The organism is Acinetobacter sp. F16, from assembly GCF_052712855.1.
The window spans coordinates 156,840-183,411 of sequence record NZ_JBRATK010000004.1 but is presented as its reverse complement, the minus strand read 5'-3'; the positions used below and the strand labels follow the sequence as shown (position 1 = coordinate 183,411).

The 26,572-nt window shown below is 41.6% G+C and carries 28 protein-coding genes, 4 tRNA genes and 1 riboswitch; of the genes, 8 read left to right on the top strand and 24 right to left on the bottom strand.

Annotated features, from left to right (window positions below; translation table 11 throughout):
* Positions 1-260 precede the first annotated feature (260 nt).
* Complete coding sequence (locus ACU0NF_RS04265) at positions 261-1,061, top strand: DUF6502 family protein (protein ID WP_445660232.1); 801 nt, start codon at positions 261-263, stop codon at positions 1,059-1,061.
* Positions 1,051-1,668, top strand: a complete 618-nt coding sequence (locus ACU0NF_RS04260; RefSeq protein ID WP_370983637.1) for a hypothetical protein — start codon at positions 1,051-1,053, stop codon at positions 1,666-1,668. The genes ACU0NF_RS04265 and ACU0NF_RS04260 overlap by 11 nt, the downstream gene beginning before the upstream one ends.
* Positions 1,669-1,728: 60 nt before the next feature.
* Here the strand turns inward: ACU0NF_RS04260 and ACU0NF_RS04255 are convergent, their stop codons facing one another.
* From ACU0NF_RS04255 to rpoD, 6 genes are all read right to left on the bottom strand, one after another.
* The gene (locus ACU0NF_RS04255) at positions 1,729-3,126 is read right to left on the bottom strand and encodes an APC family permease (protein WP_445660231.1); all 1,398 of its coding nucleotides are present in this window, start codon (positions 3,124-3,126) and stop codon (positions 1,729-1,731) included.
* A gap of 264 nt (positions 3,127-3,390) precedes the next feature.
* A complete protein-coding gene (locus ACU0NF_RS04250) occupies positions 3,391-4,575 on the bottom strand; it encodes an iron-containing alcohol dehydrogenase (protein ID WP_284066287.1) in 1,185 nt (394 codons plus the stop codon).
* A gap of 1 nt (position 4,576) precedes the next feature.
* The gene (locus tag ACU0NF_RS04245; protein ID WP_284066288.1) at positions 4,577-5,110 is read right to left on the bottom strand and encodes a hypothetical protein; all 534 of its coding nucleotides are present in this window, start codon (positions 5,108-5,110) and stop codon (positions 4,577-4,579) included.
* Positions 5,111-5,187: 77 nt separating this feature from the next.
* The gene (gene lipB, locus ACU0NF_RS04240) at positions 5,188-5,847 is read right to left on the bottom strand and encodes a lipoyl(octanoyl) transferase LipB (protein WP_370983641.1); all 660 of its coding nucleotides are present in this window, start codon (positions 5,845-5,847) and stop codon (positions 5,188-5,190) included.
* Positions 5,848-6,011: 164 nt separating this feature from the next.
* Complete coding sequence (locus ACU0NF_RS04235; protein ID WP_370983670.1) at positions 6,012-6,299, bottom strand: YbeD family protein; 288 nt, start codon at positions 6,297-6,299, stop codon at positions 6,012-6,014.
* A 116-nt stretch (positions 6,300-6,415) separates the two neighbouring features.
* Positions 6,416-8,299 carry an RNA polymerase sigma factor RpoD gene (gene rpoD, locus ACU0NF_RS04230; protein ID WP_370983642.1) on the bottom strand — a complete coding sequence of 628 codons (1,884 nt, stop codon included), beginning with the start codon at positions 8,297-8,299 and terminating at the stop codon, positions 6,416-6,418.
* Positions 8,300-8,670: 371 nt separating this feature from the next.
* On the opposite strand from rpoD, the gene ACU0NF_RS04225 reads away from it, so the two are divergent.
* Positions 8,671-8,880 (top strand): PA3496 family putative envelope integrity protein, encoded by a 210-nt coding sequence (locus ACU0NF_RS04225; RefSeq protein ID WP_067863182.1) that lies wholly within the window; start codon positions 8,671-8,673, stop codon positions 8,878-8,880.
* A 69-nt stretch (positions 8,881-8,949) separates the two neighbouring features.
* Entirely contained in the window at positions 8,950-9,474 is a 525-nt protein-coding gene (locus ACU0NF_RS04220; protein WP_131383061.1) for a YecA/YgfB family protein, read from the top strand.
* Between the two features lie 133 nt (positions 9,475-9,607).
* Here the strand turns inward: ACU0NF_RS04220 and ACU0NF_RS04215 are convergent, their stop codons facing one another.
* The 4 genes from ACU0NF_RS04215 to trhO form a co-directional block, all read right to left on the bottom strand.
* The gene (locus tag ACU0NF_RS04215) at positions 9,608-10,021 is read right to left on the bottom strand and encodes an ABZJ_00895 family protein (protein ID WP_370983643.1); all 414 of its coding nucleotides are present in this window, start codon (positions 10,019-10,021) and stop codon (positions 9,608-9,610) included.
* 29 nt (positions 10,022-10,050) lie between these two features.
* Positions 10,051-10,668, bottom strand: coding sequence for a DedA family protein (locus ACU0NF_RS04210; protein ID WP_445660230.1), 618 nt, complete (start codon positions 10,666-10,668; stop codon positions 10,051-10,053).
* An 85-nt stretch (positions 10,669-10,753) separates the two neighbouring features.
* Complete coding sequence (locus ACU0NF_RS04205; protein WP_370983645.1) at positions 10,754-11,038, bottom strand: FUSC family protein; 285 nt, start codon at positions 11,036-11,038, stop codon at positions 10,754-10,756.
* A gap of 195 nt (positions 11,039-11,233) precedes the next feature.
* A complete protein-coding gene (trhO, locus tag ACU0NF_RS04200; protein WP_445660229.1) occupies positions 11,234-12,166 on the bottom strand; it encodes an oxygen-dependent tRNA uridine(34) hydroxylase TrhO in 933 nt (310 codons plus the stop codon).
* A gap of 205 nt (positions 12,167-12,371) precedes the next feature.
* Here trhO and ACU0NF_RS04195 point away from each other — a divergent pair, with 205 nt between their 5' ends.
* Positions 12,372-12,857: a DUF1289 domain-containing protein gene (locus ACU0NF_RS04195; protein ID WP_445660228.1), complete on the top strand. Its 486-nt coding sequence runs from the start codon at positions 12,372-12,374 to the stop codon at positions 12,855-12,857.
* Between the two features lie 59 nt (positions 12,858-12,916).
* Entirely contained in the window at positions 12,917-13,534 is a 618-nt protein-coding gene (locus tag ACU0NF_RS04190; RefSeq protein WP_370983648.1) for a LysE family translocator, read from the top strand.
* 64 nt (positions 13,535-13,598) lie between these two features.
* On the opposite strand, the gene ribB is transcribed toward ACU0NF_RS04190, so the two are convergent.
* The 12 genes from ribB to ACU0NF_RS04130 form a co-directional block, all read right to left on the bottom strand.
* Positions 13,599-14,258 carry a 3,4-dihydroxy-2-butanone-4-phosphate synthase gene (gene ribB / locus ACU0NF_RS04185; protein WP_131383055.1) on the bottom strand — a complete coding sequence of 220 codons (660 nt, stop codon included), beginning with the start codon at positions 14,256-14,258 and terminating at the stop codon, positions 13,599-13,601.
* 94 nt (positions 14,259-14,352) lie between these two features.
* Positions 14,353-14,514, bottom strand: a riboswitch (FMN riboswitch).
* A gap of 148 nt (positions 14,515-14,662) precedes the next feature.
* A complete protein-coding gene (gene panD, locus ACU0NF_RS04180) occupies positions 14,663-15,043 on the bottom strand; it encodes an aspartate 1-decarboxylase (protein WP_067723997.1) in 381 nt (126 codons plus the stop codon).
* 145 nt (positions 15,044-15,188) lie between these two features.
* Entirely contained in the window at positions 15,189-15,770 is a 582-nt protein-coding gene (gene pth / locus ACU0NF_RS04175; protein ID WP_445660227.1) for an aminoacyl-tRNA hydrolase, read from the bottom strand.
* A gap of 18 nt (positions 15,771-15,788) precedes the next feature.
* Positions 15,789-16,085, bottom strand: a complete 297-nt coding sequence (rplY, locus tag ACU0NF_RS04170; protein WP_131266865.1) for a 50S ribosomal protein L25 — start codon at positions 16,083-16,085, stop codon at positions 15,789-15,791.
* A gap of 99 nt (positions 16,086-16,184) precedes the next feature.
* Positions 16,185-17,138 (bottom strand): ribose-phosphate pyrophosphokinase, encoded by a 954-nt coding sequence (locus ACU0NF_RS04165; protein WP_131383054.1) that lies wholly within the window; start codon positions 17,136-17,138, stop codon positions 16,185-16,187.
* A gap of 36 nt (positions 17,139-17,174) precedes the next feature.
* Positions 17,175-17,249: transfer RNA gene (locus ACU0NF_RS04160), tRNA-Gln, on the bottom strand.
* Positions 17,250-17,340: 91 nt separating this feature from the next.
* Positions 17,341-17,415: transfer RNA gene (locus ACU0NF_RS04155), tRNA-Gln, on the bottom strand.
* Between the two features lie 42 nt (positions 17,416-17,457).
* Positions 17,458-17,532 (bottom strand) — tRNA-Gln (locus tag ACU0NF_RS04150).
* Between the two features lie 27 nt (positions 17,533-17,559).
* A tRNA-Gln gene (locus tag ACU0NF_RS04145) sits at positions 17,560-17,634 on the bottom strand.
* Between the two features lies 1 nt (position 17,635).
* The gene (gene ispE, locus ACU0NF_RS04140; RefSeq protein WP_445660226.1) at positions 17,636-18,466 is read right to left on the bottom strand and encodes a 4-(cytidine 5'-diphospho)-2-C-methyl-D-erythritol kinase; all 831 of its coding nucleotides are present in this window, start codon (positions 18,464-18,466) and stop codon (positions 17,636-17,638) included.
* Positions 18,467-18,489: 23 nt separating this feature from the next.
* Entirely contained in the window at positions 18,490-19,071 is a 582-nt protein-coding gene (gene lolB / locus ACU0NF_RS04135) for a lipoprotein insertase outer membrane protein LolB (protein WP_445660225.1), read from the bottom strand.
* Positions 19,072-19,079: 8 nt separating this feature from the next.
* On the bottom strand, positions 19,080-20,792 hold the full coding sequence (locus tag ACU0NF_RS04130; protein ID WP_445660224.1) for a tetratricopeptide repeat protein: 1,713 nt from the start codon (positions 20,790-20,792) through the stop codon (positions 19,080-19,082).
* 78 nt (positions 20,793-20,870) lie between these two features.
* On the opposite strand from ACU0NF_RS04130, the gene hemA reads away from it, so the two are divergent.
* Positions 20,871-22,160 (top strand): glutamyl-tRNA reductase, encoded by a 1,290-nt coding sequence (hemA, locus tag ACU0NF_RS04125; RefSeq protein ID WP_445660223.1) that lies wholly within the window; start codon positions 20,871-20,873, stop codon positions 22,158-22,160.
* A 67-nt stretch (positions 22,161-22,227) separates the two neighbouring features.
* On the opposite strand, the gene ACU0NF_RS04120 is transcribed toward hemA, so the two are convergent.
* Complete coding sequence (locus tag ACU0NF_RS04120) at positions 22,228-24,177, bottom strand: DNA primase (protein WP_445660222.1); 1,950 nt, start codon at positions 24,175-24,177, stop codon at positions 22,228-22,230.
* A 203-nt stretch (positions 24,178-24,380) separates the two neighbouring features.
* On the bottom strand, positions 24,381-25,412 hold the full coding sequence (locus tag ACU0NF_RS04115) for an outer membrane protein assembly factor BamD (RefSeq protein ID WP_445660221.1): 1,032 nt from the start codon (positions 25,410-25,412) through the stop codon (positions 24,381-24,383).
* Between the two features lie 71 nt (positions 25,413-25,483).
* Between ACU0NF_RS04115 and rluD the strand changes: the two genes are divergently transcribed.
* A complete protein-coding gene (gene rluD / locus ACU0NF_RS04110) occupies positions 25,484-26,536 on the top strand; it encodes a 23S rRNA pseudouridine(1911/1915/1917) synthase RluD (protein ID WP_445660220.1) in 1,053 nt (350 codons plus the stop codon).
* The last annotated feature ends 36 nt before the right edge of the window (positions 26,537-26,572 follow it).

Sequence of the window (26,572 nt, the reverse complement as noted above, 5' to 3'; positions counted from 1 at the left end):
GGTATTGCCACTCGTTTTGAAAAGTTGGCTCGTAATTATAAGTCCATGTTGTTCTTGGCTTGTTTGTTTATTTGGTGCAAAGCAAAATGAGGACACGCCCTAGGCGATTTAGAAGAATACTGATTTTAATTTAACAGTCGCAGGTAACAGATTTGAAAGCTTATTCTTCTTGAGAAGGAGGAAACAATTGAATGTAAATAGAGAAGCATGTAAATTAATGCGAAAATTTCACTTTTAGGCGTTGGGGAATTATTGGAAACATGAGCAATTTGCCCACCAGTGATGCAGAATTCAATTTACAACAGGTTTTGTTGTTAATGAATGATTTAACCGAATGGCTCATCCGCTCAGGAGTGGGCTATATGGAGTTTTCTGCTGCCCTAAAACCATTATTTTACCAACAGGCCATTAAAGAACTGCAACGCTTAGACCAGAAGACCACAGTATCCGCCATTAGTTTATTGGCAGGTTTACATCGTAAGGATGTCAGTGCTTATAAGGAGATTTCTGCTGCAGGAAAGCCTTTAACTGAAGCAAGCGTAGCAGAGCCGATCAGTGTGCCGGCTCGGGTGGTTGGATTATGGATTGCAGAAGATTATCCGCAACGCCTGCCTTTTAGTGATCCCGAACAGCCGAGTTTCGAGCTCTTGGTGAAAAGAATTTCATCTGAGAGACATCCACGATCCGTACTCAATGAATTGGTTCGTTTAGGAATCGTTGAGGAGGATTCAGGCGAGATTAAGTTAAAGAAAGGAAGCTTTATTCCAGATCATTCACATCAAGAATCTCGCAAGTTACTCAGTCAGAATTTACACAGTCATCTTCAAGCTGGCCTGCATAATTTATTTCAAACGGATCAAGTCACCCACCTGGAAGAAGCGGTTCGGGCAGATGAATTAACTGCAGAATCTGTGCAAATTCTGACGCAATATTCTATTGAATTATGGGAAAAATATTCAAAACAGATGATGGAACATGCGCTCAAGCGTTGCGCCTTGGATGAGAATAAAGCACAAGCCGAACATACATTTTGTTTAGGGATTTATCAAAATGACACATAAAAACAGATTCTTATTTTATTTCACTTGTATGGTACTGCTTTCCGGCTGTGGCGAAGAGTTGACCACCGGAGTGACTAAGGGTGGAACCGGGAATGGAGGTGAAGGTAAACCTATAAACGTTGTAGATGGTCAAAAATTAAATGAGCGTTATGAAATATGGCTATCTAAACCTGTCAGTGATCATTGCCAGGGGGTAAAGCGGACTTTAAGCTTTATCCATCCTATCAATTCCGAACTCATTCAAGAAGACCAATGGATTAAGATTGAATCAAAAGATGAGCTTGATCAGCAAATTATTGCGCAAGTCCGTTGGAAAAATCAGTCGGATCAGCCCAAAACAATCATTCGCTCCTCTTGTGAAGATTTAGTGAGCATTGATGAATTGTCACCAGATTCATTCAAGCCTAATGTTCGTTGTGATGTTAAGACGGTAACTTTAAATAAAAATGATGTGTATATAGCAGAGGAATACCCATTTAACTTTAAATACTCCACTAAAGCTGTGCTCAGTCACAATGAAACCGTTCAATTTCTGCCTGAAGAAAGCAATATGCTTGGCTGTGATGCTCTAGAAATTCCATTTGCGCTTCAAAATGAACAAAATTAGAAAGTAGACCACAATAAAAAAGACGCATGAAGCGTCTTTTTTATTGAGTGTATGAACCTATTAATGAGAATCATCAAACTCGTTATGTTGTGGAGCAGGGTGTTTAAAACCTTTGGTTTTATAACCCAAGTATAAAATACCGAACATTGCCCACCATAAGCCATATTTCAATGATGTTTCCTCAATTTCTAACCAGAGTGCAAACACACTAACGAAACCGAGTAAAGGCACAATTACAAAGTTTAAAATATCTTTAAAGTCTTTGGTGCGTCCATCACGCAAGGCATAACGTGAAATGACTGACAGGTTTACAAAGGTAAATGCAGTTAAAGCACCGAAACTGATCAGTGAAATCACTGTATCAAGATTCATAAAGCCAGCAGTTAAAGCCACAGCACCGACAATTAAAATATTGTATGAAGGTGTGTAGTTTTTTGGACTAATATGACCGAAAATCTTCTTGTTGATCACGCCATCACGACCCATGGCAAACATCAAGCGTGATACGCCAGCATGTGCTGAAATACCTGATGCCAAAACTGTCACAATCGCAAAACCAAGAACATAAGATTGGAATAGTGAGCCACCGACAAGCATTAAAATATCTGGCTGAGTCGCTGCAATATCCTCAAAATATGTTTTCGGATCGTTCGGGAAGTAAATTTGCATGAAGTAGGTGCTGATAATAAAAATCACACCGGCAATCAAAGCAGTCAAGAAAATTGCTTTAGGCAATGTCTTTTCAGTATCTTTGGTTTCTTCAGCAAGCGAACTTAATGAGTCAAAACCGGTGAATGAGAAGCACAGTAAAGTTGCACCGGTAATCAGTGCACCGACTGAAGTCAGCTCGTTCCAAAACGGTTCCAGGCTCCAAAGCTGATAGCGCTGTTCTGCCGAGATTGGACCATCTGCATTAAAGCCCGCTTGCAGCTTGGTGTAAACCAAATAGGTAAATACAGCAATTACAACCAGCTGTACCAACACAATCATACTGTTGAAGTTCGCAACAAAGCGCGCACCACGTAAGTTAACACCAGTCATGAATGCCGTAAGTACAACCACCCAAACCCAGTGGTTTACATCCGGGAAGAGTGCTTCAAGGTAAATCACGGCAAGAATGATGTTGACCATTGGTGATAATAGATAATCTAACCAGGATGACCAGCCCACCATAAAGCCGACATTGGGGTGAATCGATTTTTGAGCATAGGTATAAGCCGAACCCGAAGAAGGGTAGCGACGAATCATATGGCCATAACTCAGGGATGTTAATAAAATTGCAACGAGTGCAAATATGTAGGATGTCGGTACGTGAAAATGACTTTCTTCCGATACTAGGCCGAAAGTGTCAAATAACGTCATGGGCTGTATATAAGCTAAACCGATAATAATGATGTGCCAGAGTCCCAGCGTTTTTTGCAGTTTAGCTGCCGATGGAGTCCCAGAGATATTTGTCAACGGCGTTATCCTCTTAATCGTTGATCAAGGATCAGTCATGTTTTAAGGACCGTTTGAGACGAACGATCCCCCCTATACGAATAAAACAAAAGTGCGCCAATCTACTCTAGTTTGGTACCTTTTGCCAGTATCTTTATGAATTTTTAATGCAGAAAATGTGCCATTCGATATAAAAATTTAGCTTTAACTTTCCACAAAGCAAAAGCCCGATGCTTAAAAAAACATCAGGCTAATTTTTAGCTATATTCGCTTACTTTTCAATATTTACCAAGCTTTTTTTAGAATCGCCTTTAAATCGCTTAAGCTGGCTTCTTTAGGGTTATAAATAATAGAACCATCATTTAACGCTTTTTCTGCCACTTCATCTAGCTGTGCTTCAGATACTTTACCTGTTTCACGTAATGTGCGCGGTAATTTGGTCAGGGTATTTAAGCGATCACGCATGGTCAGAATGGTTGCAATGGCTTTATCTGCACGTAAGTGAGCAGGTGTTTGCGCGTAAATATCGGCACCCGCTAAAGGAAGCAATAATTCTGCAATTTTGTCGCCATTCACTTCTTTATTGTATTCGAGTACATAAGGCAAGAATAAGTTCATGCATAAACCATGCGGCAGATGCGCAACCGCACCCAAGGCATGGCCTAATGAATGCACCAAGCCCACCATTGAGTTAGAGAAGGCGATACCTGCCATGGTAGAAGCCTGAGCCAGTTCCAGACGGCCAAACTCATCAGTGGGGTTATCCAGTACATTGAACAAACTGTTGCTGACTTTTTTGATCGCAGCAGTGGCATAGGCATCACTAATTGGATTTGCTGCCATACAGGTATAGGCTTCAACTGCATGAGTCAATGCGTCCATTGCCGTCATGGCGGTTAAGTGTGGCGGCAGTGTTTGCGTCATACGCGGGTCAAGAATCGCAGCATGCGGCATCAGGTAATAAGATGCAAATGGCATTTTGACATTTTTTTCAAGGTCAGAAACCACGGCAACCATCGTCACTTCAGAGCCTGTGCCTGAAGTCGTTGGAATCACGAAAAAAGGCTTTAACGGTTTTGGAAGATTATGCGCACCTGAATATTTCAGTAAGTCATCACCACCTTCAGTTACCAGGATATTAGTCGCTTTTGAAGTGTCAATCACTGAACCGCCACCTACCGCAATAATCGCATCACAATTATTGTCACGATAAGCTTTTGCTGCATTTCGAACAGTTTGTACGCTTGAATCTGGCGGAACATCATCAAAAATATAACCAATCACAGCATCGGTAGATTCAAATGCAGCTTCGATCGGAGCGAGTAAATGATTTCCGCGGACGCCTTTATCGGTAATGATCAGTGGGCGTTTTGCACCTAAGGTCGCAAGTTCAAATGGAATGTGTTCTAACGCGGCATGACCGGCGATGACTTTTACTGGACAGAAAAATTCGTAATAAGGCTTAGCCATGTTATGCACTCCGTTTAAAATATGATTGAGCTAGTTTCAAATAAATATTTGCAGCTCCGGTGAGTTTTTGTTTTAGGCTCAATTCAGTTGGATATTGTTTTACAGCAAGCTCGGCCAGAAGTTTAGGTAGAATCAGCGATTCCATTTTATTTAAGCAGCGGACCAGACGAATCGCGAAAGAAATGTCACCATCGGCAATCATGCGATCGTGAGCAAAAGCTTGTGCAGTACTTTCCTGGAAAGAAAAGACTAAAAAAGCATGGGTTAAGTGCTTAAAAGTGATGGTTAGATCAGGCTTGATGTCTACAGATTTTAGTAATTTTAATTGATGGTCTTCCGTGACTTTCGCAATAAAAGCCGGGCCATGAGGAAATACTTTCATCGACAGAACAAAACCGACAGGAAAGTTAGAAACTTCCTGTTTTACTTCGTCATCGACTTGACTCGCCATTACCAGACCTCTGCCAATCACATCCATCATGAGTTTGACATAGGTTAGTTGTAAAGCGGGCTTTACGGATTTGGTTGAAATCACTCGCGCATCCCTTATCTAAAAAATATTTTATTAGTTTAGAGTAAATACTCTAATTTATTTTTATGTCAAAAGCAAAGTTATTGTTGAATAACTTGAACTTGATTAAAGTAACCGCTGTGGTCTAAAGTTTCAATGATGTCGACGCACAAGTTCTCGAATTTTGGATAGTCAGGAACCAAATCCATAACACGCACCATTTCCAGTCCTGCATAACCGCAAGGATTAATGGTATGAAAGCCAAACAGGTCGCAATCAATATTTAGAGCCAGGCCGTGATAGCTGCGTCCTTTACGAATTTTAAAGCCTAAAGAGCCAATTTTACGTTCTGCGACATATACACCAGGTGCATCCGGTTTGGCATAGGCTTCAATGCCATATTTTTTCAGCAGTCCAATCATGAGGTTTTCGGCATAAGACACTAAAGTACGCACATTCCAGCCTAAACGGTTCAGGTCAAACATGAAGTAGGCCACCAGTTGACCTGGACCATGCCAGGTGACTTGTCCACCGCGATCGGTTTGCACCACGGGGATGTTACTGGACATCAAAATATGTTCGGATTTTCCGGCTTGACCTTGAGTTAAAACATCATGATGCTGCAAAATCCACAGTTCATCTGGGGTATTTTCCTCACGGTTTTCAGTCAGGTTTTTCATGTCCTGAAAACGATCGAGATAAGGCGTGAGTTGGTTAAATTGACGAATAATCAGGTTAGGTTTTAGAACAGCATCAGTCACGTCAAGTGCGTCCTTAAAAAAGTTTAAATATTGTGAATGATTATAATGAAATCAGGATGGGATAGGGGATGATCCCCAGATGATTTGCCCTTTTTGTTAAATGGGACGCAATGATTTTCTATAGATATAAAAAAACACGCCTCGAAGCGTGTTTTCTAATTTTCTTAAAGTGCTGTCTTAATCAATGGACATGCGGCTAAATCGGCATAAAGCGCATGCACTTGTTCTAGCTCCAAGAAAAGCAGTTGTGCAGTTAAAGAGTGATATTTTCCGGTACGCGAAGGCTGTACCTTAATACTGGTAATATCAAAATCTGGAAAATGTTTGACCAAAATCTCTACAACAGCCCCATGTAATTCATCACCAGCGACACCAATCAGTTTGATTGGATAATCCATAGGAAAAACCCATAGATCTTCTTGAAGTTCGCGAGATGGCGTACGGTCTAACATGGTCATAGTCGTCCCCTTATATCAAACGCCTGCATGAATGCAGGCGTTATATGTCTTATGAATACTAAATGGAGATACTCGATTATTTTTCAAGTCCCAATCCGTATCATCAAGAATTAGTCATTTTCAAGGAATGAACGCAAGTGTTCAGAGCGAGAAGGATGACGTAATTTACGTAATGCTTTGGCTTCAATCTGACGAATACGCTCACGTGTCACATCAAACTGTTTACCGACTTCTTCCAAAGTATGGTCAGTTGGCATATCAATACCAAAACGCATTTTCAGGACTTTCGCTTCACGTTCAGTCAAGTTCTCAAGCACTTCACGAGTCGCTTCTTTTAAGCCTTCTGAAGTCGCAGCATCAATTGGAGAGGTGATGTTGCCATCTTCAATGAAGTCACCAAGATGCGAATCTTCATCATCACCAATTGGCGTTTCCATAGAAATCGGCTCTTTGGCAATTTTGAGTACTTTACGCACTTTAACTTCGTCCATTTCCAGACGTTCGCCCAATTCTTCAGGCGTCGGTTCACGGCCCATTTCTTGAAGAAGCTGACGCGATACACGGTTGATCTTGTTGATCGTCTCAATCATGTGTACTGGAATACGAATGGTTCGTGCCTGGTCGGCAATAGAGCGGGTAATCGCCTGACGAATCCACCAAGTTGCATAGGTCGAGAATTTATAACCACGACGGTATTCAAACTTGTCTACGGCTTTCATCAAACCGATGTTACCTTCTTGAATCAAGTCAAGGAATTGCAAGCCACGGTTGGTATATTTCTTCGCAATCGAAATCACCAGACGCAAGTTTGCTTCAACCATTTCTTTTTTCGCGCGGCGTGCTTTGGCTTCACCAATCGACATGCGTTTAGAGATGTCTTTAATGCCTTTAACATCAAGACCCAAGTCTTTCTCGATGTCTGCAATTTTTTGCTGGAATGCAAGGACATCCGGACGAACTTTTTCTAAATACGTTTTTTGCTCAGCAGGTGCTTTGGCAATTTGTTCATCTAACCAGGCTGGATTTGATTCCTGACCCGGGAAAGAAGTACGAAAATGGTTACGGTCCATACGGCCGCGACGAACTGCATAACGCATCACTTCACGTTCAGCAGTACGAATTTGTTCATGCGTACCACGGATCATTTCTGAAATGATGTCAAATAAACGCGGGGTAAATTTAAACATCATAAACACGGTTGCAAGCGCTTGCTGGGCTTCTTCAGCCTGTTTGCTATCGCGACCATGCTTTTCAATGGCAATTTTGGTTAGTTTCCACGCATCTTCCAATTCGGTGAAACGAATGCGGGCAATTTCTGGATCTGGACCTGACTCAGCTTCAGAATCATCATCACTTTCAGCTTCTTCTTCATCGTCATCATCCAGTTTTACATCTTTAGTTGTTTTAGTCGCAGTTTCATCTTCTTCAACAATTGCAACTTCTTCTAAAACTTCTGGAATTTCTTCATCAGATTCTGGATCTAAATAACCAGATAAAATATCAGCAAGACGACGTTCACCTTCGGCAACATCGTTATATTCTTTTAATACAACTTCAACCGCATTTGGCCAGTACGCAATAGAGTGAAGAACGTCACGAATACCTTCTTCAATGCGTTTAGCAATGCTAATTTCGCCTTCGCGGGTTAAAAGTTCAACCGTTCCCATTTCACGCATGTACATACGTACTGGATCCGTGGTACGACCAGGTTCGCTTTCAACTGAAGCAAGAACAGCTGCCGCTTCTTCTTCAGCGACTTCATCGGTTGCTTCTGCATTGTTACCGTCGAACATGGTGTCATCAGATTCAGGCGCACGTTCATGCACTGGAATGCCGACGTCTTGAAGCATTTGAATAATGTCTTCAATCTGTTCGCTTTCCGTAATCGAGTCTGGGAGATGATCGTTAACTTCAGCGTAAGTTAAGTAACCTTGCTCTTTGCCTCGGCTAATCAGAGCCGCTACTTGCGAAGTAGGGGAAGTCATATCGCTCATCTTTGCTTACTCTTCATTGAATCTGTGGCAGTGAAAAACCGTGCATGATAGCACAATTCGCTCAAAATAGTTTTGAATTGATCGGTCAAGGGTCATTTAGAAAGACGACTTTGATTTAACAATTGTTTTCAATATTGGGTTTGAATTTTATTTTTCAAGTCCGTTTAATGGAATGCATTCAAAATAGAAAGGGTTTTTGTATGCGTCATGATTAAAATTCTACATGCTAATAAATACACAATTTCAGGGTTAAAAAACAAGAGTAAATTGAGTTTGTTATATAAAAAATTAAAAAAAACTTGACAATAATTCGGAACAAAGATAAATAGCGCCTAGACCCATTCACTTTTTTTCACCATGAGGTAGTTTTAGTGTCTTCTACAGATTTTGAACTAGATGATAGCTTCAGTGAAGATGATGTTAGCTTTGATGAAGCCTCAAGCAAAATTAGTGCTAAAGAGTCTTTGGAGAAACGTCGTCTCATTGATGACCTGCTCGCACAACGTCGTTTGGAGCGTGAACTGAAAGATTTTGATTATGATCTGGATGATGACGATGACTTTGACGATGAAGAAGACTAAATTGTGATTTAGCATAGCCGGCTAAAATGCTATGCTATGCGCAGTTATTTTACTGAACTTGGATTTTAAATGAGTGCTTTAGATTTAGACCTATTAAGCGAATATCTAGATGGCGACCAAAATGAACATGGTCTAGATTTTGCGGCAACTCATGGTTTTTTATGTGCAACGGCTGTTGGACCAACTTTTGATAAATGGCTCGATGAACTTTTCGATAACAATCAAAAGAAAGTTCCTGCTGAAATGATTGCACAGGTAAAAGCATGGTTAGAAGCAATTCGTCAAAACTTGGCCAATGAAGAAGGAATCGAGTTTCCTTTTGAAATTGAAGAAGCTGATGTTGAATCAAGTTTAGGCGACTGGAGCGTTGGTTTTGTCGATGCAATGTTCTTAAACGAAGATGCCTGGTTCACACCTGAACACGAAGAACAATTGGTAGATTTAACTTTACCGATGATGGTGTTCAGTGGCGTGGATGACGAAGATCCACAAATGGAATCGTTCCGTCGCAACGGTCAGCTTATGGACGAAATTGCTGAAGAGATTCCAGAAAACTTAAATGAAATTTATTTGATGTATCACACACCAGCGTGATTTTGGCTCTTGCGCCGCTACAATAGCGGCTCATGCACTTATCAAACTAATTAAAAAAGTTTTAAAAAGCACCTTTTGAGGTGCTTTTTTTATGTGCAGATTTTTCATTTTTATACTGAGACTAGAAAATTCATCATGAAAATTTATTTAAAGTATATCGGGCATAGCCATTATAAGCGATATGAAAGATCAGCCCATGTAAAGCAATAGCACCTGCCACCAGAAATGAATTACCGGCTCTCCCAGCATAGCCCATGGTCATCAATACTTCCTCGGTATGCGGATGCATAAAAATCAGCACAAATATCACGATAAAGCCCATGCCCATAGCGATGACTGTTGATCCCCAAACCAGTGTCTTTTTTTCTTTTTTGTCGGGTAAGCGCTGTTCTCTTTTGACAAAATGTCTGGCACTTAGAAAGGCAGAAGCAATCAGACCGGGCAACAAAGTAATAGCACCGAGCCGTAGTCCATAAATCAATATACTGACCAGCAGGATCAGGGCAGTACTATAAACGGCTGCAAAATATTTAAGATAATGCGACATCGTCTTAGTCTCCTGGTGAGGACCCGTCATCAGGATGGACGATTTTTACGTTTATGTCTACGGTATAGAATCCAGATCATAATGGTGATTACGATGATAATAATAAAATGGCTGACTTGGCTAAAAATAGTCTGCATTAAAGCTTGGTTTTCACCAAAATAAAAACCGACACAGGCAAGGAAAGTGGTCCAGATAATCGTACCAAGACTACTGAAAAACATAAATTTCCAGAAGGGCATGTGACTCATGCCAGCAGGAATGCTAATCAGTGAACGAACTGCTGGAATCATGCGACCGAAGAAAACAATCCGATGACCATATTGCTCAAACCAGTCGAGTGATTTTTTGACATCTAGCGATTTGATAAAAAGATATTTGCCGTAGCGATCTACAAAACGAAAAATACTGTCATGATTAAACTTATAGCCAATCCAATACAGTATCGCGGCAGCAAGCAGTGAGCCTATACAACCCGCGATAATCACGCCAACAAGAAGTAACTGACCTTGTGATGCAGAATAGCCAGCGGACGGCATAATGATTTCAGAGGGTATGGGAGGGAAAATATTATCGAGGAACATGAGCAGGGCAATACCCCAATAGCCCAATTGTTCCATAATGGAAATAATCCATTCAGTCAGATTCATAAGCTTATAAAAATAATAATGATATCTGAGCTATCCTAAAGTTTATTTATTGCAGGGTAAAGTATAGCCAAGTAATCAAATTTGTTTATTCCTGGCTATGTACCAATGTGTGAATGTAAACCTTTCTTAAACTGTACGACAGTGCAAAAGGAATCACACTCAGCACTGCATACTCTAGCAGGTTAGGTTCTAGGTGATACGCAATAAAGATAGATAAAATGCTTCCAATGACAGCACCTAGGATCACAATAAAAAGATGTGATTCTTGTTCTAGAGCCATTTTTATTTCTTCTAGTTTTTGATGGTTTTTTTCACGAATGGTGTGAAAACGTCTTGTATAATTGGCTGAACGGCTAAGCGATCTTGGCATAATTTAATTCCTTTTCACGTTATAAATGAATAAGTTAGCTATTTATTTTACCTTGAGTGTCAGATTATCAAATATTGAGTGACTTAATAAGCATTAATGGTGAAACTTGGTGATCTTTTCTTATCTATTGTTTATTTTAGGTAAATAAAAAGCCCTCTAATGAGAGCTTTTATATATAACTTTACAAATTAGAAATTATAGACGTTTGCGTTTAGCCGCTGCAATTTGAGACTGACGCATACGGAAACCGGCTTTTTGTTGTTCTGTGGTTTTTTCGATGCAATATTTGCAGGATACCCCATGTTCATAACTTGACAGTTCTACTTCTTCTGGAAGTAAAGGCCATCCACATGCATGACATTTAATGTTCTGACCTTCTTCAACACCATGGGTCACTGCAGTACGGCCATCAAATACGAAACATTCGCCTTCCCACATACTTTCTTCAACCGGGGTTTCTTCGAGGTATTTTAAAATACCGCCTTTCAGGTGATACACCTCATTAAAGCCTTCTTGAAGCAATAATGAAGTTGATTTTTCACAACGAATCCCACCCGTACAGAACATTGCAATTTTTTTGTCTTTATGTTGTGCAAGGTTTTGTTTTACATATTCTGGAAATTCACGGAAAGTTTCTGTTTTAGGATCAACCGCACCTTTGAATGTACCGGCTTTATATTCGTAGTCATTACGTGTATCTACCAGAATTACATCATCACGTGCAATCAGTTCGTTCCATTCTTTAGGATCGAGGTAGTGACCCACCAAGTCACGTGGTTTAACTTCCACACCTAAAGTCACAATCTCTTTTTTGAGCTTGATTTTCATTTTACGGAAAGGTTTTTCATCGCTATGAGATTCTTTGTATTCCATAGCGTTAAAGCCTTCATTCAGAAGAAAGGCATGAATCTGATCAATCGCTTTCCGGTCCCCAGCCACAGTACCGTTAATACCTTCACCGGCTACAATTAGAGTTCCACACAAGTTAATGCTGTTGACTAGGTCTAAAAGACGTTGTTGAAGATCGGCAGGATCTTGAACTTCTTTAAATTGATATAGTGCTGCAACAACCCAACTTGTGGTCGCTTGCTGTTCTACAGGTGCAAGCTGTTCTACAGTAGCGTTCATGGATAACTCCAAATGTATTATGATAGGACAAAATTCAAGGCGCGTATTTTAACGTGAATTGTATGAATAAGCGAGAAAACCATAACTAAAATATGGTTATTAAGCGAAAGATGCCGCTATAGGCTGCCCTTTATCATATCGACCTTGAATCAAAAGCGTTTGATAGATGATTTTTATTGATTTCTCAGTTGTGTAGGAGTGTGTTTTGAATACTGACCGTCGAATTGCATCTTTGACCCCATGTGCAGGGCGTTGTTCTACGGTATTTGGTGATTCGGTATGCCGTGGCTGCCGTCGCTTTAACCATGAAGTGATTCAGTGGAATACCTACACGCCTGAACAGCACACTGCGGTATGGAAGCGTCTGGATGCGCAGCTAGATCAAATTTTAGTACCGATGTTGCCGCATGCAGATTTGCGTCATGTGGAAGGATTTGTCTTATCTAAACGCGTTCGTTTACGTGATGATGCCTCCAAAGGGCGCAAGCTTTATCACGCACTTAAAATCTGTGAGAAAAATAAAAATTTAGCTGAAGACAGTGGTTTAGGCATTCAAGATAAACAGGTAAAACCACTCTGGCAGGAATTTGAACGTCGGGTACTGGCTTTGGCTACAGCAAGTTACGATTTCGCTTTTTTACGTGCAGATGGCATTAGCCATAATTTATTACAACTGGTGGAAGAAGATTAAATACATTATTTATATTTGAAATTTAAAAAAATAAATATAATTGCTAGAGAACTGGAAAAGTGAATATCGCAGAATACCTGTTGTACTGCATGGCTGTCGTCATCATGATTGCGACACCTGGACCCGTCATGATGCTGGTCGCCAGTGCAGGGCTTAAAGGTGGCTATCGTAAAGCCTTGCAAACCATATTTGGCACCAACTTTGCCTCACTCATTTTAATTACTGTTTCCATTTTGGTTCTGAAAGGTTTTCTGGATATTGCTGAGCAGTGGTTTAACAGCATTAAAATTCTAGGCTGTTTGTATATTGCCTATTTGGGCGTTCAGATTTTAAAAGAAGTATTTTTTTCCAAACAAGAGGGATCGCCTTCACAATTAAAATCCAAGTCAATGAATGGTGGTTTTAAACAGGGATTTTTGGTCGGCATTTCCAATCCTAAAGATATTATTTTCTTTTCTTCATTTTTCCCGCAGTTTGTGCAAATTACGCCGCATTTGAATATCAGCTTGGGGATTCTGACTTTAAGTTGGATTGTCTTGGACTTTGCCACTTTATCGATGGTTTATTTAAGTTTTAATCGTTTATCCAAATCTAGGCTTTACAATAAATTGCTCGGGGCTTGTGGCGCAGTTCTTATTTTAATTGCGGGATATGGCTTGTATTCGACATTATTCTAAATATTTCATTCTATGTATTTTGAAGAATAAAAAAGCCCTAGAGTAGGGCTTTTATTTTTTAAACTTAAAGATTATGCGCTAAGCGATACTGTGCAATTTCTTCAATGGTAATCACGGTTAAATGATGCGTTTGTGCATAAGATAGAACTTGAATGCCTGATGCCATGGTGCCGTCAGGATTGGTCAATTCACACAAAACCCCTGCAGGTTTTAAGCCGGCCAAACGTGCTAAATCAATCGTACCTTCAGTATGTCCACGACGGGTTAACACACCGCCATTACGGGCGCGTAAAGGAAAGACATGACCGGGACGATTCAGGTCGCTTGCAACTGCGCCGTCTTTAATTGCAGCTTTAATTGTGGTGGTACGGTCTTTGGCTGAAACACCTGTGGTTACGCCTATCGCTGCTTCGATGGTAACGGTAAACGCAGTTTTAAACTGGCTTGAGTTATCCGCCACCATCGGTGGAAGTTCCAAATGATTGGCCAGTTCATCGGTTAAGCATAAGCAGACAATACCTGAACCATCACGAATCATACGTGCCATGGTTTCAACGTTTAGTGTCTCTGCAGCAACAATAAGATCGGCTTCATTTTCACGGTCAAAGTCATCCATCACCAAAACCGGTTTGCCTTGGCGGATATCTTCTAATGCTTTTTGAATACGTTGTTCAGCAGGAGGAAGGGCTGAAAAGAAAATTTCGGGTTGAATCAAACTAGACATTGAAACGCTCTCGTAAAATAAAAATACGGTTGAACATTTCAGGACTGATGCAGAAATGGGGTCGCAGCGATATATCAAATCTAAATATCCGTTACGTCGTCTTCTTTCATCCGGACTATACCGTCGGCTTTGGTTTCTCACCAAATCTGCGAGTCAATCTTAAACATTGACAGGCTCGTGGGCTGATTAAATCTTAGCATTTTTGCTCAGTCTAACTTACCACCGGTGGGGAATTTCGCCCCGCCCTGAAGCGATGTACAATGATTATAGACCTGTTTTTAATCTAGGACGCAGCTTTCTATAGATCAATCAGTCATATGGATATTATTTATGTGAATAATAAAGTGAAAATTGGCAGACAATAAAAAAGCCCGCATATGGCGAGCTTTTAATATCTTTAAATTTTAAGCCACTTGAACAGGAATACAGTTCGCAGTGTGATTGACAGTATTGTTTGGATTGGCATAAACCAGACGTGGTTTATGAGCATTAGCTTCAGCTTCAGTGAAATCGCCAAATGTTGCGATAATCATCAGATCACCAACATCAGCTTGAAGGGCAGCGCCGCCATTCACTGAAATAATGCCTGAGTTTTCTTCACCACGAATTGCATAAGTGGTAAAACGCTTACCATTAGTCACGTTCCACATATGAATTTCTTCATATTCGCGGATACCGGCTAAATCCAATAATACGCCGTCAATTGCACAAGAACCTTCATAATGTAATTCTGCTTGTGTAACGACACAACGGTGAATTTTAGCTTTTAATAAACGAGATAGCATGGCTAGCGTCTCCTTAGTGGGCCTAAGATTTTATCTTATGGTTAAATCAAATCACTTCTTACTGGATCAGTAATCCGCAGAAAGCGCATTTTGCTCCGAAAAAAGCAACATGGCAAGCAGGATTTTTCAACAATTTATGGAATGATCAGTTTGGTTTATAAGCATTGATTTGATTCATGGCTTGCTGTATGTCACCGTTTACCAGCAATTGAATGCGGGATAAAGCGTGTGCAATGGCATCATCCATTAAATCCTGTTCGCTGCTTGGCGCTTTGCTGAGGACATGTCCGGATACACGTTCTTTTGAACCAGGATGACCAATACCAATACGCAGGCGATGGAAATTAGAACCTAGATGTGGAACGATATCGCGTAAACCATTATGACCACCGTGACCGCCGCCTGTTTTTAGGCGAATGACACCAGGATTCATATCCAATTCATCATGCGCAATCAGCATCGTTTCTGCGGCAACTTGATAGAATTTTGCGAAGGGCACAACACTTTTGCCAGAGGCATTCATAAAGGTTGTGGGTAAAAGCAGACGAACGTCTTGACCTTCAATATTACCGCGACCGCTAATTCCGTAGAATTTAGGATCCGCTTTGAGGGAAATGCCATAAGCTTCAGCAAGGCGTTCAACAAACCAGAAGCCTGCATTATGGCGGGTTTGGGCGTATTCCTTACCAGGATTGCCCAAACCGACAATTAGCGAAAGTTTTGACACTAATTATACCGTTAACACTTATGCGCGTTTAAAGTCAGCGTGCATAGGCGTGTTTTTAGCTGGGTGACGTTGTAAAGCTTGGATTTTAACGCTTTCAACTTTGTCGCCCACTTGAATTTCAATCACTTCTTCAAAGAAAGAATTGTCTTCAAGAAATTTAACAAGTTGACGAAGTTCTAAACTAACAGTTACAGGAGCAGCTTCGCCACCGTAAATGATTGCTGGAACTTTGTTTTCTAGACGAAGGCGGCGGCTCGAACCTTTCCCTTGTACTGATTCGTCACGAGCTACTGCATTTAATACGAAGTTTGCCATGATGACATTTCCTCATTGAGTTTAATTGACTGAACCTTCGACCAGTTCAGTGATAGAAAGCCCTACCAGAGGGCAGGGCTTTTAAAATTTAGCGCTGTATTATAGATAACTATCAAACATTGCGCTAATAGATTCTTCGTTGTTAATACGACGAATTGTTTCAGCAACCATACTAGCGACTGAAACCTGGCGAATCTTACCAAGTTCTAATGCTTCTTGAGAAAGCGGAATGGTATCTGTCACGACAAGTTCGTCGAGTACAGAATTTTTCAAATTCTCAAGCGCTTTACCAGAAAGTACAGGGTGAGTTGCATAGGCAACCACACGGCGAGCACCAAATTGTTTCAGTGCATCAGCAGCTTTACACAAAGTACCGGCAGTATCCACCATGTCATCCACGATTACGCAGTCACGATCTCGTACATCACCAATCAAATGCATCACTTGTGATTCATTTGCTTTTTGACGACGTTTATCAATGATTGCCAGATCGATATCACCCATTTGCTTAGCTACAGCACGCGCACGAACTACACCGCCAACGTCTGGAGAAACAACCATAAGATTATGGTGTTGCTGTTGACGTAGATCAGCAAGTAACGCAGGAGTACCGTAGATATTATCTACAGGAATGTCGAAGAAACCTTGAATCTGGTCAGCATGAAGGTCGATCATTACAACGCGGTCAATACCTACAGTTGTCAGCATGTCTGCTACAACTTTCGCAGTGATTGGCACACGGCTTGAACGAGGACGACGGTCTTGACGAGCATATCCGAAGTAAGGGATGACAGCAGTAATACGACCTGCGCTTGCACGACGTAAAGCATCGGCCATCACGAGGACTTCCATAAGGTTGTCATTCGTTGGGGCACAAGTAGGCTGTACGAGAAATACGTCTTTACCACGAACATTTTCAGTAATTTCGACAGCAATTTCACCGTCAGAAAAATGACCTACAGATGCTGCACCTAAAGGAATGTGCAGGTGGCTTACGACTTTTTGGGCGAATTGTGGATGTGCAGTTCCACTAAAAACGACAAGATTGGGCATGAAGCACCCTTGGCGGTTGGAATGTTTGAAAATAGATGGCAGGGGTAGCTGGATTCGAACCAACGGATGCCGAGATCAAAACCCGGTGCCTTACCACTTGGCGATACCCCTAATGCGGCAGAACTTTAATATTTTTGCGGGTCTATGTCAAGGTAAATTAACAAATGAACCGGCAAACTCTGTTCTGTCTTTTTTGAGAAAATGGCAGGGGTAGCTGGATTCGAACCAACGGATGCCGAGATCAAAACCCGGTGCCTTACCACTTGGCGATACCCCTAAATTTGATCACTGTAAGGTTTATTTAAACGATGGGTTTAAATGGCAGGGGCGGCTGGATTCGAACCAACGGATGCCGAGATCAAAACCCGGTGCCTTACCACTTGGCGACGCCCCTAATACAGCAATCTACAGATGAAATGAATGGCAGGGGTAGCTGGATTCGAACCAACGGATGCCGAGATCAAAACCCGGTGCCTTACCACTTGGCGATACCCCTATCATATAACCTTGAAATGACGTAATGGTGATTCATTTAAACTATTGACCAAGTAAGCTTTACAAGGTGAATGAGCTAAAATCTCATCAATATTCATATCGACAGTTACTTCAGTAAAAACACAAGCACCTGTACCTGTAAGTTTTGCAATACCGAACTGGTCTAAATACTGCATCGCTTCATTCACTTCAGGATATAGACTTCTGGCCAAAGGCTCAAAGTTATTTCCAAAGTTAAATGGCGTTAACTGATAGGCGCAAAATTTAGTAGGCTTCGTGTCTCTTGTCAACGTTTTTTGTGAAAAAAGCAGTTGAGTGCTGATAAAACAGTCAGGTTTTAACACAATGTATTGTTTTTGATCTAAGTCTATGAATGTTAAGTGTTCGCCAATGCCTTCAGCCCATGCATTACGACCATGTACAAAAATTGGAACATCGGCACCGAGTTTTACCCCCAGCTCAGCCAGTTGTTCAATACTTAAACCACACTGCCACAATTGATTTACCACAATCAGGGTAGTGGCAGCATTGGAAGAGCCGCCTCCAAGTCCTGCACCCATCGGAATATTCTTTTCGATGGCAATTTTTAAACCCGTTAGCTTTGTGGCAAAGGGTTTTAAAATTTGTGTGGCCTTATAGATTAGATTTTGTTCTAAATCGACACTGCTCAAGCCATCAATTGAAATCGTCAAGTCATCCGTTTGGCTAAACTCCAACCAATCAGTTAAATCAATCAGTTGGAAAATGCTTTGCAATTCATGATAGCCATTGTCACGACGACCTGTGATATGCAAAAAAAGATTGAGCTTGGCAGGAGAGGGAACACGAATCATAGAATTTTAAACTTTTTGAAAATTTAGCGATTTTGAATGACCATTGTAATACGGTTTTCCTGAGCGGATTCAAATGTCTGCTTTAAAACCAGTTTATTCGGTAATTGCGCTTGATCGTTATAGCTTAAATCAACAGTCCAGCCGTCTTCCACAAACTGAATTGGACGGTTTTGCCCATCTTTACTGATTTTTGCTTGTGTGGTTGCCGGTTTGGCTTGAACCCAATCCACCAGATGGGTGATCGGTGCTTGCCAGCCAGTGGCGCGTTGCAATAATTCTTCTGGGGTAGCAGCTTGAATGAGTCCGGTTTTGGCACTGTTTAAGGTGACCTGACCTGGCGTACCTGAGATTTGCGTTTTACCCACACCCAAAATTCCGCTTAACTCGATGTCAAATTCATCCTGCTGTTGTACCCAGGTGAAGAACGCACTACCAGACTGTCCCGGTGTTTTTACCCCGATTTTACCTTGCAGGCTGAAATTATTTGCAGCTTCTGGAGTTTGGGAAACGCTTGGAGCTTGAGGCTGGGTATAGCGTTGGCAACCTGTCAGCACTAATGTGCTTGTGGCAATCAGGATTAAGCTGAATTTTGAAAAAATACGCATAAAGATCATTAACTCTTTTTCAGGTGTGGCGGTAACAATAACGATTTCAGTTGTTCTAATTGAGGATCATTGGGGTGTTTTTTTTGTAATTGTTGTAACACATGATTAAATTTTGTCACATCGCCTTGCATGTAGAGGGCTTTTGCATAACGCACCCCAATTTTAACACTTTGACTCATCTCATATGCTTTTTCTAATACCCGCGCGGAGGTTTTAAAGTCATTCTGTAAAAAGGTGATATAGCCGAGCGTATCCAAAATGGACGCCTGTTCTGGTGCCAACTCCAAGGCATGTTCAACATACTGTCTAGCTTCATCCAAACGTCTATTTTGTAGCGCCAGCGTATAGGCATAGGCATTCAGGTAGGTTGGACTGTTTGGCTCAATTTCGAGTAATCTTTTCAATAGTTTATCAAGCTTATCCTGATCCTGATAAGCGTCGAGCAAAAGTACTTCTGAATAGATCAGTTCAGGGTCATCAGGGATGTTTTTGATGGCCTCATCGAGCAGGCGCATGGCTGCTTTTTTATTGCCCATACGTTTTAAAATATCGGCCTGAGCCTGATAGAGAAAACTGGCATGTTGCGGATAATTCACGCGTTCCTGGGTTAAAAACCGCAGTGCATCACTCAGCTGTTTTTGCTCTGAAAAAATATTAATCATGTTGCGGCGTGAAACCGTGTACAGGCTGCCATCTACCAAACGATAATAGGCTTTCGCTGTTTCAAAATGCTGTTTTCTTTCGGCATTCACAGCCAAGTAATAATAGGCTTCATTTTGATATTGGTTAGAATATCGAAGCTCAACCAGGAACTTTTCTGCCTTGTCGTATTCTTCTAAATCAATACTGGTTAAGCCTGCAATGAAAAGGGCTTCTTCCTCATGCGGCCATTTCTTTAAAATATTTTCGAGTTTATCCAAAGCTTCTTTAGATTTGTTCAGTTTAATCAGATATTTAATTTCGGCCAAGCGAACTTCTAGATTGGATTTATGTTTACGACTGGCTTTGTCATACCATTTAAACGTGGCTTCTTCATCGCCTAAGGCACTGAGCAAATTAGCTTTCATCAAGATAAAGCCAGTGACTTTGGGGCGTTTTCTAAGTGCACGATTAACCGTACTCAGTGCTTGCTCGAGCTGCCCATTTTGTGCTTCTAAGCCTGAAATCAGTACCAGGACAGAGGGGTTGTCCCGTTCTTTACTGTTGCTTAAAGCATCCAGTAGAATTTCTCGGTCTTCCGGTTGTTCCGGCACAATTCCGACTAGAATCTTTTCCAGGTCTGCATCAGGATCAATATTTAAAATTTTATCTAACGTTTCGGATGCCAGTTCATATTCATGCGATTTCAGGGCAATATGTGAAAGATAAAATAACGCCGGAACATCTGTAGGCTCCTGAACCACCCAGTGTGTCGCAATATCCAGTGCAGCTTTCAGGTCATTTTGTTCCAGTGCAACATTTAAAGCACGTTGTTTAACCGTGGTCGAACTGCTTTTAATTGCAAGCACGGTGTAGTTATGTAATGCTGTTGGAATGTCGTGATAGGCAAGTGCAAACTCGGCAATCATGCTTTGTTTTATGGCATTATAGTTTGAATTGACATGATAAATTTCTCCGGATGCTCTAATATGAGCACTCGAAGCCATGCTACCCACAAGTAAGAATGTGGTAGAATATTGCTTAATTGTCGCGCCGCTTATTCGGCTATTTGTTTGACGCAATTTTTCTTGATCCAAGTAATGCTTTTTATGACACCAATATTGCACAATAGCATAAATTTAGCGAAATGATGATCTGATATGTCTTTCTTTGCACTGGGTGTCAACCATCAAACCGCTTCTGTAGAACTGCGTGAACAGATTGCATTTAACCCTGAAAAGTTAACGCAATTGCTTGCCGAGCAAAGCCAAAACCATGACTTGAATGATATGGTCGTGGTTTCTACATGTAACCGAACTGAAGTTTATGCGATGTCTGAAAATGCAGACATGGTAATGAGTTGGCTCGCCCAGGCAAATGGCCTGGATACTAAACAATTATTAAATCATGTCTATCGCTATGAAGATGCACAGGCTGTAACACATCTGATGCGGGTCGCCAGTGGTCTTGATTCCTTGATGCTCGGTGAGCCGCAAATTTTGGGACAGGTAAAGTCTGCGCTTTCTATGGCGAAAGATGCCCATACTGTTTCTCCCAATTTAAACCGAATTTTTGAATATGCTTTTTACGCAGCCAAGCGCGTCCGCTCTGAAACTGCGGTAGGTAGTCATGCGGTTTCCATGGGTTATGCGGTTGCACAACTTGCACTTCAAGTCTTTAGCAAACCTGAAAAATTGACCGTAATGGTGGTTGCGGCTGGTGAAATGAATAGCTTGGTCGCGAAGCATTTAGCTGAAATGGGTGTCGGGAAAGTGCTGATTTGCAATCGAACTCGTGCTCGTGCTGAAACACTGGCGCAGGAACTTGCCCATCGTGTAGATGTTGAAATTATTGATTTTTCCGAGTTGGCTGCAAATTTATACCGTGCCGATGTGATTTCAAGCTGTACCGGAAGTTTGCATCAGGTCATCGCTTATAGTGATGTTAAAATAGCATTAAAAAAACGTCGTTATCAGCAAATGCTGTTGGTGGATTTGGCTGTTCCGCGTGATATCGATCCGAAAGTTGAATCATTAGATGGCGTGTATTTATATGGCGTTGATGATTTACAAAGAGTAATTAATGACAACCTTGCCCAGCGTCGCCAAGCGGCTGTTGAGGCTGAAGTGATGGTCAATCAGTTGGCTACAGAATTGCTGACCCAGCAAAAAATCAACAAAGCGGGCAGTACTATTCATGCGTATCGTGAGCAGGGTGAAATCTTAAGACAGGAAGAGTTGGCTTTGGCGATGTCCCGAATTGCAGCGGGTGAAAATGCCGAGCAGGTTCTACAAGAGTTTTCACATCGCTTAACTCAAAAACTCCTCCATCCGACTTCTATCTTATTACGACAAGCAGCCAAAGCTGAAGATCCAAGCTGTTTTGAATGGATGCGTGATGATCTGGACGAGATTTTTGCCAAGCGTCGTAAAACCAAACAAGAAAAATAAGGTCTTGATTTTTAAGGTCTTGGTTTTTAAGGTGTTGGTTTTTAAGGTCTTAGTTTTTAGCGCTTGATTATTCGTCGATGAGGGTCAGTGAGCGTTTGCGGTCAATTTCATAAATTCGCTGTTTCAAGTTTCGCATTTCAGCAATACTGGTAAATTTCTTCGATTTTAATTTTTGCTGCAAGCATTGGTATTGCAGTTTAATCGAGAAATCTTCCGCCAGTTTATCTGCCTGCTCGGGAGATGAGGTGTAATCACTAATATTGGTTTGCAGTAAAATATGCTGTAAATCATGGTGATAGTTTGCACATGCACCCAAGACATAATATTGCGATAATTCAGGATCATCTGGTAAATCATCAAAAATCGTATTGAAGATATTTAGAATCTTAAACAGCAATTGATCATGCAGAATCAAGGCGCGTAACGGTTCAAAATGAATATACAGATAAGGATGATTCATTAGAATCGCAACCACATATTCTTCAGCATCAATTTTGGTACTAAAGCTTAAAGAAGCGTCATTGTTGACTTGCGGTTGCCACTTGCGACTGTAACCGAGCTTTTCACGGAAATATTGCTGCAGTAAATAACGGTAAGAACCATGTTTCGGCAATAGTTCAGTGAGCTGTTTTAACTCGCCCATGACCTGACTTTTACCTTCAGGCGATGTGCTGTTATGATTTTGAGTTAAATGGGCAAAAATAAACTCGGACAATAAAGGCGCGGCTTGCAACATGCGCTGGAAGCTTTCTAAACCTTCACGGCGAATCAGGGAATCCGGATCGTGGTCATTGGGTAGTACAAAGAACTTGAGTTCGCGGCCGTCATTTAGTAAGGGCAGGGCAATTTCTAAAGTACGACGCGCTGCTTTCTGACCGGCAGCATCGCCATCGAATGCCACAGTAATGCGACTATTTTGCTTAAATAAAATATTCAGATGGTCAGTATTGCTGGCCGTACCCAAGGTCGCCACAGCACCGAAAACGCCATATTGCTGTAAGGCAATGACGTCCATATAGCCTTCAACCATCAGCCAGTCTTGTGCTTTTTGCTTGCGGCCTTCGTATAAACCATACAGCAACTGGTTTTTATGAAAAACTTCAGAGTCGGGTGAGTTGATGTACTTGGGTTTGATTTCGTCATTTAAAGCACGACCGCCGAAGCCAACCACACGACCTTTAGGATCACGAATCGGGAAAATCACCCGGTCACGCAGCAGATCGAAATCTCGACCTTTGTCACTGGTACGAATTAAACCCAGTTGTCTTAAACCTTCAATATCTTGAGGGAAGGCTTTTTCAAGATGCTGCCAGTCTTCAGGCGCATAACCCAAACGCCAGTATTGAATAGTTTCAGCACTTAAACCACGCTGTTTGAAGTATTGCTGAGCAGTCTGACTATGCGGTAATTGCTGTTCATAATACAGCGCAATATTTTCCAGCAAGTCGTATAAATTGCCGTCTTGAGGCATATCTTCAAATGCTGCTGTCGCTTGATCAAATGCTGCAAATGGATCATTGCCATAGAAGGCATCTTCTTGCATTTGAAATTCTGCAAAAGGGTCATGATCCATAGCCATCGGTGCAGGGGCATTGGTATTGACATTAGCATTTTGCGCTAAATTCGCTGCAGCATTTTGAGTATTCGGTTCACTTTTTTTCGCAACCGGCTGAGGCTTTACTGCTTCATTTTTTTTATATTTGATTTTATTTGAATCGTGATTGTCTTTGGGCAGTTCAATACCGCTTCGACTCGACAGGTCTTTCATCACATCGACAAAATTACGGCCGTCGATATCCATTAAAAAGCGAATGGCATTACCGTTGGCTTGGCAACCAAAACAGTGGAAGTACTGTTTGTCTCGATAGACATGGAACGATGGCGATTTTTCCTGATGAAACGGGCAGCAACCTGAGTAGGTGCGGCCAGTTTTCTTAAGTTTCACGCGCTGACCAATCAGATCGACAATATCTGTGCGATCTAATATTTGATCAATCGTGTGTTGAGGAATAGCCATAGGTATGCAATCGGGTTGTGATCTATCTATTAAAAAATGGCTGACAAATAGGCTGTCAGAAGTTAGCTATGTTAAAAGTGCATCAGCTGTTAAAAGTTAATTTGTATACCTTTTGCACAAAATGATCAATATGATCCGTTAAAATAACAAAAGGGCAAGTATGATAACTTGCCCTTCATGAAAATGCGACCAGTAAGCTTGGCTTATTTGGTTGCAGGTGCTTCTTCTATCGTCGGTTCTTCAATGCTTTCCTGATTCGGTGCAGGAATGCTGCTTTCAGTTTGTGGTCGATCTAACAAACCAAAACTTAAACGATTGGTGATGCTGCGTTTTTCACCATCTTCAGCGTTTTGTTGCTGCTCTGCTTCTGTTGAAGTCTGCGCTTCACGTCCAAACACACCCAAAGTTGCGCGGTTAATCCAGCTGCCTTCACTGCGTGCAGCACGAAGATTCACGCTGCCATCCGCTTTCACCAGGTTTGGATAATTGAGTTTTAACACTTCAATATATTGCTGTGAAGTTTGCTTGTCACCCAATTTGTCATAACCATAGGCAATCGTGGCTAAAGCTTCAGGCACTTGCGGGGTTTGTGGATAATGTTCCACCACCCATTGTGAGCGTTCAACCGCAGCTAACCATGCCTTACGTTTGATATTGAAACGCGCCGCATTCATCTCGGCTTCAGCCAGCTCGGTGCCAATAAACTTCATGCGCTGTGCTGCATCGACTGCATAGGTGCTTGATGGGAAGCGACGGATGAAATCGACAAAGTTCTGATAAGCCACTTTTAGATAGCTGACATCACGATGTGCCTGTTTTAACGAGGTATAACGTAATAAACCATCATAGTTTTGTTCCATATTCGCCACGCCACGAACATAGTAGGCATAGTCCACATTTGGATGCTGTGGATTTAAACGAATAAAACGTTCGGCAAGGGCAATTGCACCTTCATAATCTTTTTGTTGAAATTTAACATACAACAATTCTAATTGTGCTTGTTGCGCATAATCACCTGTAGGGTAATAGGTATCTAGCGCTTCAAGATGCTTAGCCGCGTCGGTATATTGACCACGTTCAAGGGCTTTTTCAGCTTTTTGAATATAAACTTGCTCGCTAGATTGCGGTCCTGTGTCCACAACATCTTTCTTTGGATTACTGCTACAGCCCGCTATTGCCGACGCAACGCCTAACGATAAAGCAAGCATTGTCATTTTATAACGTGGTAACGACATAAAAATTCCTCTGTTAATACGGGCAATGAGCTACAATTGCACTATTAAACCACTTTTGTCTGAATGAGCAAATGAGTCAAGCACAATCTTCTAATTCTAATTTCCCTGAAACTGATTTCAATTTACTTGAAGATTCTGAGGATGCAGATAACCATACTTCAGACTCAACTGCAACACGTTTATCGTTGCAATTTCAATTGGATGAAACCTATTTGGGACAACGTATCGACCAGGTTGCAGCGCTGGTTTGGAACGATTTTTCTCGTGAAAAACTGAAGCAGTGGCTGAAAGATGGCCATTTGTTGGTAAATGGTAACACTGTCAAACCCAAGTATAAATGTGAAGGCGACGAGCTTTTAACCCTCAATGTTGAGTTGGAAGTTCAAACCAAAAGCTTGCCTGAAGATATTCCATTGAATATTGTTTATGAAGATGACGACATTATTGTCATCAATAAACCGGTAGGCATGGTCGTTCATCCAGGCGCGGGCAATAGCTCGGGTACTTTGGTCAATGCCTTGTTGCATCATTATCCTAAGTCGGCTGAGTTGACCCGTGCGGGCCTGGTACACCGTATTGATAAAGACACCAGCGGCTTGCTGGTGGTTGCGAAAAATCTGGAATCTCAGTTTTCATTAAGCAAGCAATTGGCCAAGAAAAGCGTCTACCGCGTTTATGATCTGGTGGTGTACGGCAAAATTATTGCCGGTGGCACCATTGATGAGCCCATTAAACGTCATCCGGTGGATCGCGTGAAAATGGCCATCTTGCCGGGCGGGAAAGATGCGGTAACACATTACAACGTCAAAGAGCGCTTCCAGCATTTCACTCGTGTGCAAGCACGTTTGGAAACGGGGCGTACCCACCAAATTCGTGTGCATTTTAGTTATTTGGGCTTTGGCCTGGTTGGTGATCCGGTCTATATGAGCCGTATCCGCGTGCCTGCAGGGGCATCGGACTTGCTCAATGACACCTTGCGTGGCTTTAAGCGCCAAGCTTTACATGCATCGAAACTTGGTCTGGTTCACCCGCGTTCAGGTGAAGAAATGATGTTTGAAGCACCTTGGGCAGATGACTTTGCGCAACTGGTTGAAGTGTTACGTAGCGAAAATAGAGCCTACTAAGCTGTTTTATCACTTGCTATGAATCATAAGGAAATA